This window comes from Acaryochloris thomasi RCC1774 (assembly GCF_003231495.1).
Lineage (GTDB): Bacteria > Cyanobacteriota > Cyanobacteriia > Thermosynechococcales > Thermosynechococcaceae > RCC1774.
In genome coordinates this window covers 23410-38473 of sequence record NZ_PQWO01000033.1, presented here as the reverse complement: position 1 = coordinate 38473, position 15064 = coordinate 23410, and the positions used below count along the sequence as shown (strand labels likewise).

Below are 15064 nucleotides of genomic sequence, written 5' to 3'. Positions count from 1 at the left end.
TACCACCGGCCACCTCGAAGACTTTGCGACCCCCTACCTTGATCTCCACATCTCGCGTCAGGTCGGCATGGGAATATCCCTGAGCCATGCCGGTGGCAATTTTCAGGTAGTCTAAATCATCTTTGGGGATGGCTTTTATCGCAGGGCTATCGGCCAAACCCTTATAGACTTCTTCACCCACACGCACTGACACTTCAGGGTTGGGGCCGATCTTCGCCTGGATATCAGGCGGTGCATGTAACTTCCATTGCTTCAGCAACAACAACAGCGCTGTTGCCGCCTTCTCGGTCGTCTGACGTGTCTCTGATTCTGCAGATCGTGCGGATGTCGTATCTACTCTTGGGCTTTGGCTAGGCATTAGTCTGCTCCTGCTTCTGGGTGGGCTTTAAACCATTGGTCATTAAAAATCGTGAGGTAGTACTCCTCCGCTTTTTCTGGTGAATCAAAGCTGTCGATAGCTTTGACATAGCTCGGATATTTCACACCAAGCTGATCGAGGGCGTCCAAGTCCTGCTGAAGCAAGCCCAAGCTAGAAACACCCGTTATGCCGATGGGGGTGTTAGCTAGGAATTCCTCTAAATTTACTTTCTCCTTTGAAGAACTAGCCTGAGAACGCCAATAAGCTAGAACTATTTTTTCTTGCAGTTCTGTAGTAGGGAGCTTATCGGAGAACCTCTCGCTACTCACAGTGCAACCAGCATTGTCGGCAGTAACAATGCTGTACTGATCAATGATCCAGCCGCTATCATCTGTCTTGCGAGAGCGAACGAGCTTGTATTGCTTGCCACCATAGGATTCTTCGGTCAAGACTGTATTTTCAAAGCCAACCTGTAAGCAGTCCTTATCATGCTTAAGCTCATCCCTTGAACCAGCCTTAGATTGCATTGAAGTTATTGCCCATCCCGCTCCAACGAAGATAGAGATTGCAGTAATCGTGATACCAATGTGTGATCTTTTCATCAACAGGCTCCAGAGCTAAAGGTAATTTGCTGGGTCTTTGTTAGTGCCATTTTGCTTAACGTTAAAATGCAAGTGCGGCCCCGTCGAATTGCCTGTACTGCCGACACGAGCAATCTTTTCACCCCGCTCCATCTGAGCACCGACCTTTACGAAAAAGCATCCTGCACAGATGTGAAGATACTGAGTCTTGATACCCCCTCCATGATCAATAGTGACGACATTTCCCGCAGCAGCCCCATGCCAACCGGCAAAGACAACCTCACCACATTCGGCTGCACCGATCGCCATACCATGAGGAGCACCGATATCCATCCCACCATGCAAACGTCTTTGCCCTGAAATAGGGTGAGTTCGATATCCATAACCTGAAGTTATCGGCCCTGCAACAGGCTTGTACATCGCTTGCCCGTCATACTTGCATTCATCTTCAGCAGCAGGGGGTGGCGTCGTACTCGACTGTCCCTGCTCAGATGAGCCAATCTTCGGCGGATTGATACCCTTGATTGGATTACTCCCACCCTTCTCAGTTTTGGTAGGGTCGGTCTTATCAACATCTGCCTTATCCTCTTTCGAGGGACTCCCATTGTTGGCAGGAGCGCCCGTCAATGCCATCACGGGGATAATTCCCGTCTCCTTGAACGGCATGAAGGGAGTAGACACAATCCCGTTATGCACACCGTAGGGAGTACAGGCTTTCGTCACCCCAAAGCTCCGCTCACAATAGCGAAAGTTGAGGCGCAACTCTCCCTTGCCTTTTTGTTCAGTCAGACCGGCTGCTGAAACCTTCGCAAAGTCACCAAAGGGCAGTTGACCGGCAGGTTCATAACCGCCCACCCAGTTACTTTCCTGACCGGCCCAGCCGCCCTTAACCTTCTGGAAGTCACCTGCGATGTAATGCTTGCCGTGATAGCCAAACTTGCTCAGGTTGCCGCTGGCGGTATGGGCATTGGTCATCTCTAGATAGGCACAGGGCTGCTCGCAGGGGACCGACCAGCTATTCTCCTGAACCGACCCGGTGATGGTGTCCCGCCGCGTGGATTCCTTATCTCCATACACAACATCCACCTTTGCCCAAAACGGCGTCTTCAAAGCGGTGGGATATTTACTAAACGGTAAATCCTCTAGGCCGGGAATCCCATAGATCTCGGACCATCCCGCTCGGTCAAAGTGGTCAAGGGGCGTATTGGCTAAGTTGGGGATGTCGTGAATAGAATAATCAACCAAGTTGGGAATGGTCTTGGATAAGGCATCCGTCGGTAAATTAACGATCAGCGAATCGGCGTATTGCCCGCCCAATGCATCAAAAATAGGCTTCACGTCTGCCACCCGATAGTTCGGCAGTTCAGGGACGGCATCAACCAAGTGCTGAAGCGTCTGCCACTGCATCGGGAATAAATCATCTAAGGTGTACTTGCCGGGACTAACACCGACAGCATCACCAATATCATTGAGTGTCAGATCACCGACGCCCAAACCGTCCATGATCACACCCACAGGCAAATAATCAGAGGGCGATTCGCCCCGTTCCCAATGGATACCGGGTCCACCAGGGATCTGTATCTCTCCACCAGTATCGGCAGGCGGTAAGTCCCGAAAGGTCAGGTTATCCAGGCTGGGCTGATGGAAGGGGTCTACGATCGCGCTAGCACTGACGGTCGTTAATGCGAGGGCCGCAGCCCCCAACAAAAGTGCTGTGAATCTTCTCATTGCGAAACTCCTTGGCTAACCTGCATGGGTGTTTCATTCGCAAGCTGAAGCAGGGTCTCTAGCTCCAGACCCGACCACTTGGAAGCTGTCTCAATCGAGTTTCCTCGCTTGAGGATTAGAACAGCATTATTGACCTGACGATACTTCCAAGAGCTGTAGGGATAGTCCTTCGAGTTCTGGTGCAAACCTTGCTTAATAGCGTGAGCTAGCTCAATAGAGTTCATCTCCTCTAACGAATCATTTGAAGCCTCAGGCAATTGCTCCTCTGGTTCGTTCATAACCGGAACCGATGCAGCTTTCGTTTCAGCTTCCGTTTCTTCAGGAGGCTGTTCTGCTGCCTCCTTCGCCACAACAACAGATTGCTCATCTGCTTGAGGTTCGGCTTCAGCGACTGGCTCGGAATCGGCTTCTGAAGAGGGGAGCACCTGAACAGCTTGAGCAGTGGCACTCTCCTCTGGCTTAGAGTCTGCCGCCTTGATATCGCTGAGCTGAGCTAAGAACTGTTCGCTCTGGGAATCGATTGCATCAAAACGAGCGAGAAAGGTTTGCTGCTGTGATTCAACCTGAGCCAGGATTTTCTTCTGCTTTGAAAGAACATTCGTGTTCGTCTCAACCTGCTTCTCTAAAGCAGCAATCCGTGAAGCGACAGCATCTGAAATCTCTTCATTCTTGGCAGCTTCAGGAAGGGAAGGAGGATTTGATGGGAGTATGGCAGTGGGCGATGACTCTGGAGGAGGCGATTGAACAACGGGCGTCGTTTGACCCAGCTCAGTGAGCCGCTGCAAAACATTCGACTGAACACCCGACCGACGTGAGGCATCCGTTTCATTTACCCCTTGCTCAACCGCATCAATCCACTGGTTGACGGCCATGTCTAGCGGTGAACCAGCAGGTATCTGCCCCTGGATATTGGCAAGACTCAAACCGCTGCGAACCAAATCGGATGGATAGCTTAACTTTGATTGCGCTGCATTTCTCGCTTGTGGAGCTGGGGTATCCCCCTGAGGCAAAGAATCCTCAGTAATCTCAATCGTGCCTTGACTACCCTTATTGCCAACACGGACAGCTAAGTTCAGCGTCTGGTAACCAGAGCCACCCTGGACCACCAGACCCAACCCTGTTTTGCCAGGGTTCTTACCCACAATCCGAAGAATGTTAGTGCCAGGGCTGAATTTGCCTCCGAGGGTCAGCACGGAACCATCGTCTATGGAATAGGAACTGATCGGCATTGAGGGCGGTAGCTGGATGTATACCCCTTCGTTGGGATTAAGATTCACCTTGGCTTTCTCTGCCGCCTGCGAGACGGTGAACCGCTGAGCGGCTTGGGCTGGCAATGACGGCAGGACAACCGCGGTCGTTGCGGCTCCCAGCAAGGCCAAGGGTGCGTATTGTTTGAACATAATCAATTACCTCGATATATAAGCTTCTTGCTCGAATGTGATCACAATGCTGCCGGTGGGAATGAGCACAGATGTTTCTTCTGGCTCCCTCGTGTCCGACTGGCGTGACCGGGGCTGATCTGCCAGCACTAAGACTTCTCTGGCTCCGTTGTTCAGCGTCCGGTTGCCACCCACCCGATCGCGGATCCAGCTCTCTCCGGCATCCTGAGCAAAGCCGGTGAGCATCCGGCCCAGGCCACTACTGAAAAAGCCCTTTTTGCGCTTCCCACCCTTGGCCCGCATCAGCTTGCCGTTATCCCTGAAAATCCGAGTGCTCCCAGGACTTACTTCTGAACCATTGAGCGCGATCAGTTCCGCCTCAAAGTAGCCGCCAGGAGCTAACTGGACAATCTGGGCCAACACTTCTGAACCCTGCGGTATGCCAGCGATTTCCTCCGTCGTGACGGCGGTGAAGGTCGCGCTATCGGAAGCAATCGCCTCCGATTCTACGGAGGCTCGGAGCGTGGTGCCCGAGGGAACCGTCGTCATCGTCTGGCCCTGCAGGAATGCATCCTGTTGCGCGGCTAAGGGGGCGTTCTGCCCAGGACCACTGGCAAATTCGTCAAACTCAGCCTGTTGTGACACAAGCTGAGATTCAAATTCAGGTTGATTGGGCTGAACGGGGGCGGATTCGGCTTGGGGAAGCTGACCGCCATACACAGGTGAGCGATCCACTGGCTTAGCTTTAGCCACTACGGGCGCAGGGGCTGGAGCCGACCTGGGCGCGGGCCTGGGTGGGGGAGCGGGAGAGACTCTGCGGGGTGGTGGAGCAGGACGGGACGCGATCCGAGGACGGGGGCGCGGGGATCTCGGCGGCGGTGGAGCAGGGCGGCTGGCGGTGGTGGAGCGAGAGGGGGGACGAGGGGCTGGCTTATTTTGAGTTCTAGCGTCCTTTTGATTCTGCTTCTCTGCTTCAGCTAGCTTGTCTGCCGCTCGTTCTCGGGCGATATTACCGGACTGGACGGCGTTTTCTATCCGATCGCTATTCGCATTCACCTCCGCTGCAGACGCGAGTTGAACCCGCTCGGTTTTTTCTTGCTTTTTCGTTAGCTTGACCCCTTTGGCGGAGTTATACCAAAGCATCAATACAGCAAAGCCTGCCGTACACAGCACAAAGACCACAGCCATCTTTGTCCAAGGCGTCTGCATCGGATGCTGGACCGTACGAGCCGCTTCGATATCTAGCTCCTCTGGGTCGAAGTCCTCTGGAAGCAAAGCCTCATCTTCTTCAGAAGCAGAATCTGCCGGAAGGTCAACAACGATGGAGCTGGTGTCTAGCTCGGCGGCTTGGGGGGCTTCTTCTGCTTTTGCGTTTGGGAAAAATTGAATTTTCTCGGTCATCGGAATGCTCTCGACTCGGCAGTGGGATCATCAACTTCGATATCGCGGATGGCATAGATCAGCAGGCCATAGGCTCTAATCTCATTGCGATGGGCCTCAAACTCATTTGTGGGGTCCGGTAATTTATCTCGATGGTCAGGGCTGATATACACCGTCTGATTCAGAGGGATATTCTCAGGACGAGCCGTGCGTGAGGTGATAATCAGGTCCGACACAATCGACACTTTCCAACCGCCGTCTTCCAAAGGCATTGGGTCGGATACCTCTCGAATGTTGATCAGCTGCGAAAAATCACCCGCTTGGACGGAACGGGCATAACGGCCATAACTTTTTGCTAGCTTGTCGAGCACCCCGGCCCGGAAGTCTCCTTCAGGGGAAAGTCCGAATTCTGCTGCAGCCATCCGCAGCGGGATGTTGACCTTGCCCCGTTGGTAACCCGTCTCTGCCTTGAAGCCACCTTTGGTAGTGGTGACCTTTGACCAGTTGTACAAAGAGCCGTACATCGTCTCCACAAACTCTTGAATCGCTTTGGAATCTCGATAGTCTGGATCCTGCTGCTCTGCCTGGAACGATTCCCCGTTGGCCCGCTCCACCAGCACTGGAGGGCGGCTCGATAGGCGCAGGTACCCCATCCCCAGCAGCAGCACACCCAAGGCTGTGAAGATTTGTAAGCCTAGGGCAGCAGCTACAAACTTATGGAAGTTACCTTGCCGGGTAGCAGGGGACTTCCGCAGTGGTTCTGAGGACTCCTCAGGTGGTTCTGTTGTCCGCCTGGGGCGGGTTAGGGTTTTTAACACAGCACAACTCCTAGACTTGCTATCTATCTATTGCAAGTCGCGGAATTTGTTGTATTTCTTGGCGCTGTTAAGCTGTAAATGCAGGTAAACCTGACAATTGATATGACCAGCACACAGCTATCCACTGCAACTCATCAGCCTCTCCATGAGACTGACTTCGTTGAATGGGCAGACCAAACTGCCGAGCTGCTTAAGCAGGGGAAATTTGATGAGCTGGATATTGAGCATTTGATTGAAGAGGTCGAAGACTTGGGCAACAGCGAGAGGAAAGCACTGCGAAGTCAACTCACGCGGCTACTCATGCACCTACTGAAATGGCAGTATCAGTCAGATAAACGTTCCGGTAGTTGGCGCGGATCTATCCGTGAGTCTAGAAAGCAGATCAGAAGACTAGTACGGGACTATCCATCGCTGAAAAACCACCTGATAGAGAAGTTCGACCTCTGTTACCAAGACGCGGCTGAAGATGCAGCCGACGAGACTGGACTTCCCCTAGAGACTTTTCCACCTGAATGCCCGTACACAGCGGAGCAGACGCTCAACAGTGAGTTCTTGCCGGAAGATTAGGACTGGTCGGTGGAATTGCGATCGGGTGCATCGGAGTGGAGAGCTAGGGGCGTGTGATGTTGTATCCGAAAGCTTTGGCAGACGTTAAAAACGCAGTTACCATTTTTGTATCACCATAGGCTTGCGCCTGCTTAGTAGCTGCAACAAAGTCCTTGGCGGCGAGTTGAGGACGATTCATGTCTACGTGACGTGTTACAGCTCGTTGCCAGATCAAATGGTGCCGATACTCGATTGGAGAGTGCTCAATTGCCATCGTCAAAGCATCATCGCAGTCTTGGTATTGCTTCAACTTACAATGAGCCTGTCCCTTCCTAGACCATGCTCTACTGACGGTCGGCTTAAGCTTCAGGGCTTCTGTCAAATGATAAACAACTTTATCAGGAGCCTCTTGGAAATAGAATCCTGCAGCAAGATGAGAATTTAAGACGCCAGTAGCAGCTAGACGTTTTAACTCATTTGTCTCCGAGGCATCCACAGATTGCAAGAACAATAAGATCGCATCATCATACTCTTGTACGGAGACTTTTTTCTGCGCTTGCATATAGAGCTGCAGACCAATGGGTAACTTGGTGGCTTCTTCAGCCTTGAGAGGAGCTGAAAAAAGGAGAAATGGAACTACCGCCATTGCAGCCAGAATTCTTCTTAGCATCAAAATCTCCAGGAACAAAATCACGTCAATGTCATAAGTTGTAAATAAGCATTGAGGTCATTAATGAATAATAAGGGATTCGACAATTTTGCACTAGGGTACTTTACAGGAAAACTGGTTTTTCATTTTGCGCAAATTCTGTTCACAGTCCCTGGCGTGACCCTAGGGTTAATTATGCTTGCATACGTGAACGCTTACCCTGGGAGGCAGGCATCTAAAGCGGCAAATTGGGCCAGCAATGACTTTAGATATCTTAAGAATCCAGATATCAGTATTGAAGACAAATGCAGACGAGGAAGCGTAAGCGGCGGCCACGAAAGAAATGCCCAGGAGATAATGTGCAGCCCTGCCCGACGTTGGAAGATCGTAGAAACAGAAAAAGCATACGCAATAGGCAAAGTACCACGAGAAACAAAAGATGCCATATTTCTCGAATACCTAGATAAACGGCAATGGGAAAAGAGGAATCCAGACCATCCCGGTATTCTTGAGAGCAATAAGGCCGCACCCTTACCTTCTTATGACAAAGATAAGAGACGATGGGTATTACCTATTTGAGCTTGAAGCCCTTATAGGCAATGCCAGCAACCGCACCTACAGCCCCAAGGACAGACTGAACGATCGACGATCCACCTCCTGAAGCGAGAGAGAAGGCAAGGATAGGGCTTAGAATCCCAGTCAGCATGGGAAACCACAGAGCACCCCCTACTCCACCAGCATCAAGATAGATGATACTCGCCAACCCTATAAGGATCGTCAAAAAGAACTTCACCATCGCAAATTCGAGCATCTTCATAAACCAGCCTAAAAGCGGGTCAAAGCCCTCAGATATAGACCGAGCTACAGCCAGAGGAAGAAGCATTGCTGTCAGGAAAAGAACAAGCTCAATCAGCATCTGAGCTGCACTCTGAACACCCGTAGCAAAGATTGTGAACAGATTAATTATTGCGGGACTTATAAGTGCAAACTGAACGTCCCGCAATAATTCAGGAATTGTGATTAAGGGATTGAAGTCTCCATCCGTAAAGTTATCACCAATCTCAGTCAAAATATTTCTGTAATGATCTACCCAACCCGCACCAGGGAATGATCGATTTTCTATATCAATGATCTCATTCGAATTGCTAATTGCATCCTCAATACATGCCCCACTCAACGCTTGATCAGCGGCTCGACACTCTGCCCATACGTCTGACAGAATCTTAGGCAACGCATCCGCATTCCGCGCCTCGTCAATAAGATCTATGACACCTAAGGTTGTATAAGCATTCACGCTGAGCTGGTTGAGTTCATTTCGCAGTCCGAACGCAACATCAGACATAAAGCTGACATTACCAACAAGGCCGATCATCACCAAGGGTATAACTATGCGCTGCCAAGTAAAATACCCCCACTCTCTTTGCTCCTGAACTAATTCAAGGCCAAGGAAAATAATAGAAATCACCGCAATTCCTATTGCTAACTGATTGAGAATCAGCATAAACAGGGGCAGTTGCTCCATCCACGCCTCTTCAACTGAATCGGAGATAGCTTCTTGGATTGCTATGCCCGAATTCACGAGCAACTCAATAGGACTATCAGGAACCTGTGCCACAGCTTGATGCGGCAGAAACATCAGGATCAATGCAACCAGACTCAGCAAAAGTAGATTGATAAATAACTTGCGATTGTGATAGTTACGCCACACAGCTTTTGGCTGATCAATATACTCAGAAGGCTTCACATCGAATAGTTGATCTTCTGGTATGCGAAAAAGATTCAACATTATGGAATACTCGGGGCTTGTTGGATATATCGATAATCAGGAGTACGCATTAGGCTTGATTGAACAGGTGGTGGATTGTTATTGAGGAAATCGTAGCCAAACCAAAAACCTGAAGCATCAATGAACAGAACGATCAAATACAATAGTGAGAGAATAAATATTACTTGAAACCATACAGGCATTTGATTGATATGAGAGATTGCCTGAAGTCTCTTATTTAGCCTTTGCCTGCGAAGTTCGTCCTCAGAATTTGATTCATCCTTTGAAAGTCGCTTTAACTGTTCGAGCAACTTCTCATAAGCAGGAGAGTCAGGCGAAACTCGCGACATCTCCGAAAGCAACATATCGGTGGCTCTCTCCCTATATGCTTGAGAAGATCTAGATCTCCCTAATGGGGAACTAAAGATTGATCCCTTTTTTTTATACATATTTCATCTTGTTGTGCCCCTGAAAACAGAGGCACAACAACTCCACAGAGGCTTTAACGATTACTCATCTAGAAAAGATTCAATGCACCTTTACTCGCACTCAAGCTAGCAATAGCACCTGCATTTGAATCTGAACCCTGATTCTTAATCTCCGCCAGCGAACCATCGATATTCGATAGCAGTTGATTGGTCTGAGCATCAGACTGAGCTGAGGTAATCTGCCCCGCCTTGATATCGCCCAAGATGTTGTTCTGGGCTTGGTTGAGAACCGCCTGATACTTGGCAATGTCTTGGGTGACCGTAAACTGCATCACGTCACTGAGAGCTTCTGCCTGCTTCGCATTCGTTTCACCAGTACTCTCGATGCTAGACCTTGCTGCAGTCTGGGCCTCCTGAGAGAGTGTATTTTGAGCACTCGCCTGAATAGCGGCACGTTGGAAGGACTGGCCCTGAGCCTTAGCAGCCATATTGGACATGATTCCAGTGTTGTCTTCGATCAGCCCCTGGAGGCTATCTTGACTCGCTTCAGCCGCACTCTGAAGGTCAACACTCCCCAGCTCACCGACATGCTCTTCAACGTTGCTGGCAATAGGGAGGTCTAGTTTCTCCTTGCCAAGGATGCTAGAAAACATATCTTGGGCAAAGAGCTGGGGTGTTTCAAAGCCAGTGACCGCAGTAAAAGCACCTCTAAAAATGCCGCCGCCAATGCCGCCAACTTCCTCACCAAAGCCGCTAATAACAGAACCAAAGAAGTCTTGAGCCTTGGCATTTTGCCCCACCCCCAGCGTTACAGGGATAGCGATCGCACCAATGAGCGCGAGTTTCTTAATTCGTTTCATTTGGAGTTCTCCAAAATAAGTGGACGTCCACTTACCTATTGCAAAAGCCATCGAAAGCTGTTCCTACGCCGCATCATCGGTAAAGTTGCCAGCTAACAACAGCGGGCGCTCTTCGACCTGGGGCAGGGCTTCAGGCTTGGCCTCTGCCTCATCCTCGTAGAACTTCTGCCCCGTCTTGATGGACTCCACCAGTAGCCCTGTAAACAGCTCTAAGGCTTGATACTTATCAGGGACAGCGGCAAACACTTCATCACGCTTGCGCTCCTCATCAGGGTTGTTCGCAAGCAGGGCTAACCGTTCCGGCGTGTCATAGTGGCGCACCTTCGTCTTGGCCGTATCATCGACTATCAGCCAACGAGAATAGAGATCATTGGCATTGAGCTTAAATTTCGTGTTGCCTCGGATTAACGCTTCCGGGTAGCCCAGGTATTTAACGAACGAGTTAACAGCACTGGCTTTGATGAACCCAATCATCACTATCGTCAGGTTCTGCAGGATCTGAGACCCCACAGGACTCTCACCAATGCTATCGACATCCTGGGCCGACAGAAGCACCCGAATACCTGACTTACCGCCGTTGGCCGTCAAAGTCGCAATCAACCGGGCAATGGCTTCAAACTTAAACAGAATCGGGCTTTCATCAATGAAGAAGATACTCTTGTCATGTTCGAGCGATCGCCTTAGGGCAGCAGCATAGGCTGACAGGGCCAGGACAGCAGCATCCTCTTCTGTCCCCAGATTCCGCAGGGCAAAGACAATCATCTTCGCATCCGTACGGAAACTCGATGGCTGACTAATGGCTTTACCCACTGAGCTGTTGAGCCAGTATTCAAGCCGCTGGTTGATCAGCCCCAGCGCCTTGTCAACGTCCTCCGTGTTGCCCTTAATCTCAGGTAGACGTGCCTTCGAGCAAAATGCCTTGAAGTCCCGCAGCGTTGGCATTTCTCCCCAGTCTGCTGAACCAAAACCGCCATCTAAAGCCTTTTGATAACGCGCCTGGATGCCAGGGTCTGAGAAAAACTCGTTGAGCGCCATCCCAAAGATGGTTCGCAGGTTCATCGTTAGATTTTTATCCTGACTGCCGCTATTGATCAGCAGCAGCAGGGCACCTTCTAGGAAGTCGCGGAAGCTACTAAAGCGTTGCTTTTGCTTCTCTCTGGGAAGAAATCGCCAATCAGGACACTCAAAGATGTTGTTGGACTCTTCGCCAATATCAAAGTACTCCACCTCTGGCATGAAGGCAGCATAATACTTGTAAGTGCTAGAACCATTGCCTTTCGGGTAGTCCAGGATAACGGTGGGAATACCGTGGGCTAACCCGTGGGTCAGAATGCCGCCGATGGTCACAGACTTACCCCCGCGCTGGGTTGCAAAGAACCCCATGTGCTGATGCTGCTTATACAGGTCCACATAAATCGGCGTCCCGCATTCAGCGATAAACTCATAACCGCTATATGCTGGCGTTCGAGTCCGCAGCAGCGGCGCAAGTCCCGGAACCTCACTGCTGAAGTACATGCTCCGTCTATCGGTGGGCACCTGGGCAAGCATCGTCCGCATCACCACCGGCAGGGCATCCAACCACAGCCGCCATGCCACCTGCTCCTCTCGCTCCACTTCTGCCGGGGCGCGAAACATCTTCGAGAGCTTGTCGCAGGCCATATCGAGCTGGCGTGGCGTTTTGCGATGCACGAGAAAGACAGTGGAGACGTAATAGGCCGCTTCACCATCTAGCAGGGCATCCGTGGCACCAATGGCGGCATCTTTACTCTTATCAGCGACGCGATTGACTTTATTCTTGCCATCGGCATTATTAACCTCTCGATTGGCACCCTTGGCAAGCTCTGTGGCACCCTGCAGCGCCCGCTTCTGATTGGCCGGTCGCAGCTCGGTAATCACTTCCGCGTCATGCCAGTCGTCAGCCGTCATCGCATCCCAGAGATAGCGGAGCTGCTGACGAGCGGTTGCCCAGCCGTAGGGCTTCTCCTGAAAGACTAGGACGCCGGTAAACTGGCCTTTATTGCGAATCCAACGGCGGTCAAAGTCGGGCACACCTTCTTTGAACAGGTGGCCGGTGAAGTGCTGCTGAGAGTGATACTTTTCTTCAATCCCTTCTGGAGTGAAGATGATGCGCTGGGGCAGAGCTGGCGCTTCAGATTGGTTGAACCGGCTCCATAGATCCTCCCAAAGATCATCAGCGCTCAACGGCGTCACGGCTAGCTCTAGTTGCTTCTCAAAATAAATCAACCAGTCCATGAACCCATTGGCATAGCCGTCTGCGTAGAGTTCTTCAAAAGCTTGTTGAGCTTTGAGCTGGACCTGATCGGTGCATTTATCCCAAATCCCCATCAGTTGAACGGACAGTTTGGAGTACCAGTCTTGCTGAGCCGCGACTTGGAAAGGGCTGTAGGTGCAGTAGGCTCTCAGGGTTTTGGGTTGACGAACGCCCTTATCAGAGATCTGCTGCAGCCTGTTCAGCTCAGCCTGCAGCAGATACTGCAGCTCGGGTGACGAGGCCGCAGCAATCAGTTTCTTTAGCTGATTCCTGCGGCGATCGCAATTTGACTCTGTGGTCAGCCTCAGGGTTAGGCTCTCGCCCTGAGGGGCAGCTTTGAGGCCGTCGCAGAGGTCATTGATATCTTTCTCTAGCGATTCGGGGGAAGCGAAGCTATGAATACCGCTCACTTCAAAGCCAAACACCAGTTGATAGGTGTCTGTGTTCTTTACGTTGTCACGCTTATGGAGCTGATAGGCACCAAACTCGTGATCACCCATCCGGTAATCGACGATCTCAGCGACGTTTAGGCTGTCTTCTGCGCCGAGAACCCTTCCCTTTAGTCCGGCCAGTTTCCGCCTTTTTTTTGTTTCTTTCATAGCTACTTGGACTCAAGTATCGTGGGGCAATCCGAATCAGGGTGGGGACATCGATAAACAAGCTGTAGAACTTCCAGCTCTTTTGACCGACTAGAAAGAAGTAGAACACGAAGGTCAGGGCGCACAAGATCATGGCGACCGGCCAATCTAGATTGAAAGCCCCTCTCGCCATCAGTGAGAGGATGGCACCCACAATCGTTGGAATCACCATATCTGCCGGGATTGGCCCCATAGAAGCTTTCTTCCCTAGGGCTTTCTTGACCGTGAGGGGATATTTGCTCACTATCCAAGGCCCAGAAATAGAGCCGCAAATTCACCACCACCACCGCCACCACCGCTCACAACTAGGGCAATCATTGAATCAATGACCGTGATTGAGAGGATGATTTTGAGCGGCGTCTTAGCAATCTCTAGCCACTCGCCACCCTCTTCAGACCGCATCGCGCCGAACACACGAAAGGCTGAAACCGCGATATAGATTACATAAACACCAAGCAAAACATTAAATAACAGGTTGGTTAACTCAGTCGTATCAGGAAAGGAGGTCGTAAAAAACTCCCGGCCACCATTGAGAAACTGCGCTCGGACTGGAGCAGTGGTGAGGGCAGTAAAACCAACAAAACCAAAGATCGCGGCGGTCAACCGAGCGATGTATTTGGAGAACCGACGCGCAATACGCGGGTAGGCCCACAGCAACACGACGACTGCAGAAAAGATGACATGCGGAAGGTAGAGAGGACCAAGCATTAGTTTTTCCTTTAGTGATGAAGATTGGGTTGATTTTGGACACGAGGATGGGCAATCTATCCAGGCGGCGGAATGCCGGACCCTGGCACGGATGTCACATCAGCGGGATTGCTCGACGAGCTATCGTCGTCTTCTCCTAGAGACCACAGCGAATTGACGCGCGCTCCAGGTACGACCTGTTGGACAAACTTTTGCGCCGACTGTTGCACTGACCCCAGCAAGCCACTTGCAAGCGTTCGCAGTCTTCTGAAGACCGCACGTATTGGCGTGGGTGTCGCGGGCGGTGGGACGGGTTTGTGGCGTTTGACCTGGCCGCGCTTCAGGTGAGCACCTAAAGTCTGCTTGAAGCGATAGGCTTCTGGAAACATCCGCTGCCGAAAGACGCCCATCGCAGACTTGATGATTGCAGTGACTTTATGCCGCGTCACGTTGAAGCGTTCAGCAATCTTGACGTAGGAGTATCCCAGCAGTCGCAGGACCAGCCATTTGCGGACTAAGCGGGAGAAAGATTTAAGCGCTTTGTAGATACGCTTGCGAAGGCTGCGGTTATTTTGAGCTTCAGCTATCCAGTTCAGCGGTTCGGCTGAATCTTGGCTATAGGCAGTGACAGCTTTTTCGTAAGTTCGCTGCTGTTTTGCTTCAGCCCTTTCCAGCTCTTGAATGCTGTTGGAGACCGGCCACTTGGCATAGGTATGGAACTGGACGCCTTTTGAAAAGTCAAACCGCTCAATGGCGACCAGTAGCCCCTCAAAACCAGCCTGAAGGCAATCATCAAATTCGAGATATGCATATCTCAATGACCACTGGCGAGCGATCATCGACACGAACTCATAGGAGGCAGAGAATACTCTGTCTCTCGCCCGCCGATTGTTGGCCTGGGCAGCACGAATTAATTCTAAGGGTGGGGATTTAATCATGGGCAAATCCTGCACAGATGCGTGACTGAGCGCCTAA

At 51.1% G+C, this 15064-nt stretch carries 16 protein-coding genes; 2 read left to right on the top strand and 14 right to left on the bottom strand.

Annotation, left to right across the window (positions count from 1 at the left end; genetic code table 11):
• From C1752_RS25710 to C1752_RS25685, 6 genes are all read right to left on the bottom strand, one after another.
• The coding region (locus C1752_RS25710) for a hypothetical protein (RefSeq protein ID WP_146242443.1) at positions 1-358 on the bottom strand (358 nt) is incomplete at its 3' end.
• Entirely contained in the window at positions 358-960 is a 603-nt protein-coding gene (locus C1752_RS25705) for a hypothetical protein (RefSeq protein WP_158535222.1), read from the bottom strand. The genes C1752_RS25710 and C1752_RS25705, both read right to left, overlap by 1 nt.
• A gap of 15 nt (positions 961-975) precedes the next feature.
• Complete coding sequence (locus C1752_RS25700) at positions 976-2667, bottom strand: M23 family metallopeptidase (RefSeq protein WP_110988907.1); 1692 nt, start codon at positions 2665-2667, stop codon at positions 976-978.
• Positions 2664-4067: a hypothetical protein gene (locus C1752_RS25695; RefSeq protein WP_110988906.1), complete on the bottom strand. Its 1404-nt coding sequence runs from the start codon at positions 4065-4067 to the stop codon at positions 2664-2666. Before C1752_RS25695 ends, C1752_RS25700 begins: the two co-directional genes overlap by 4 nt.
• 6 nt (positions 4068-4073) lie before the next feature.
• The gene (locus C1752_RS25690; RefSeq protein WP_110988905.1) at positions 4074-5447 is read right to left on the bottom strand and encodes a hypothetical protein; all 1374 of its coding nucleotides are present in this window, start codon (positions 5445-5447) and stop codon (positions 4074-4076) included.
• A complete protein-coding gene (locus tag C1752_RS25685; protein WP_110988904.1) occupies positions 5444-6244 on the bottom strand; it encodes a hypothetical protein in 801 nt (266 codons plus the stop codon). The genes C1752_RS25690 and C1752_RS25685 overlap by 4 nt, the downstream gene beginning before the upstream one ends.
• A 102-nt stretch (positions 6245-6346) precedes the next feature.
• On the opposite strand from C1752_RS25685, the gene C1752_RS25680 reads away from it, so the two are divergent.
• On the top strand, positions 6347-6811 hold the full coding sequence (locus tag C1752_RS25680; RefSeq protein ID WP_110988910.1) for a DUF29 domain-containing protein: 465 nt from the start codon (positions 6347-6349) through the stop codon (positions 6809-6811).
• Positions 6812-6854: 43 nt separating this feature from the next.
• Here the strand turns inward: C1752_RS25680 and C1752_RS25675 are convergent, their stop codons facing one another.
• Complete coding sequence (locus C1752_RS25675) at positions 6855-7484, bottom strand: tetratricopeptide repeat protein (RefSeq protein WP_146242442.1); 630 nt, start codon at positions 7482-7484, stop codon at positions 6855-6857.
• Positions 7485-7523: 39 nt separating this feature from the next.
• Here C1752_RS25675 and C1752_RS25670 point away from each other — a divergent pair, with 39 nt between their 5' ends.
• Entirely contained in the window at positions 7524-8018 is a 495-nt protein-coding gene (locus C1752_RS25670) for a hypothetical protein (protein WP_110988902.1), read from the top strand.
• On the opposite strand, the gene C1752_RS25665 is transcribed toward C1752_RS25670, so the two are convergent.
• From C1752_RS25665 to C1752_RS25635, 7 genes are all read right to left on the bottom strand, one after another.
• The gene (locus tag C1752_RS25665) at positions 8011-9225 is read right to left on the bottom strand and encodes a hypothetical protein (protein WP_110988901.1); all 1215 of its coding nucleotides are present in this window, start codon (positions 9223-9225) and stop codon (positions 8011-8013) included. The two genes, C1752_RS25670 and C1752_RS25665, sit on opposite strands and share 8 nt — an antisense overlap.
• Positions 9225-9569: a hypothetical protein gene (locus C1752_RS28715; protein ID WP_110988900.1), complete on the bottom strand. Its 345-nt coding sequence runs from the start codon at positions 9567-9569 to the stop codon at positions 9225-9227. The genes C1752_RS25665 and C1752_RS28715 overlap by 1 nt, the downstream gene beginning before the upstream one ends.
• A 152-nt stretch (positions 9570-9721) precedes the next feature.
• Positions 9722-10492: a hypothetical protein gene (locus tag C1752_RS25655; RefSeq protein ID WP_110988899.1), complete on the bottom strand. Its 771-nt coding sequence runs from the start codon at positions 10490-10492 to the stop codon at positions 9722-9724.
• Between the two features lie 63 nt (positions 10493-10555).
• Complete coding sequence (locus C1752_RS25650) at positions 10556-13363, bottom strand: putative type IV secretion/conjugal transfer ATPase (protein WP_146242441.1); 2808 nt, start codon at positions 13361-13363, stop codon at positions 10556-10558.
• Positions 13281-13646: a hypothetical protein gene (locus C1752_RS25645; RefSeq protein ID WP_110988897.1), complete on the bottom strand. Its 366-nt coding sequence runs from the start codon at positions 13644-13646 to the stop codon at positions 13281-13283. The genes C1752_RS25650 and C1752_RS25645 overlap by 83 nt, the downstream gene beginning before the upstream one ends.
• Positions 13646-14110 (bottom strand): hypothetical protein, encoded by a 465-nt coding sequence (locus tag C1752_RS25640; RefSeq protein ID WP_110988896.1) that lies wholly within the window; start codon positions 14108-14110, stop codon positions 13646-13648. Before C1752_RS25640 ends, C1752_RS25645 begins: the two co-directional genes overlap by 1 nt.
• A 56-nt stretch (positions 14111-14166) precedes the next feature.
• Positions 14167-15027 (bottom strand): sigma-70 family RNA polymerase sigma factor, encoded by an 861-nt coding sequence (locus tag C1752_RS25635; protein WP_110988895.1) that lies wholly within the window; start codon positions 15025-15027, stop codon positions 14167-14169.
• Positions 15028-15064: the final 37 nt, after the last annotated feature.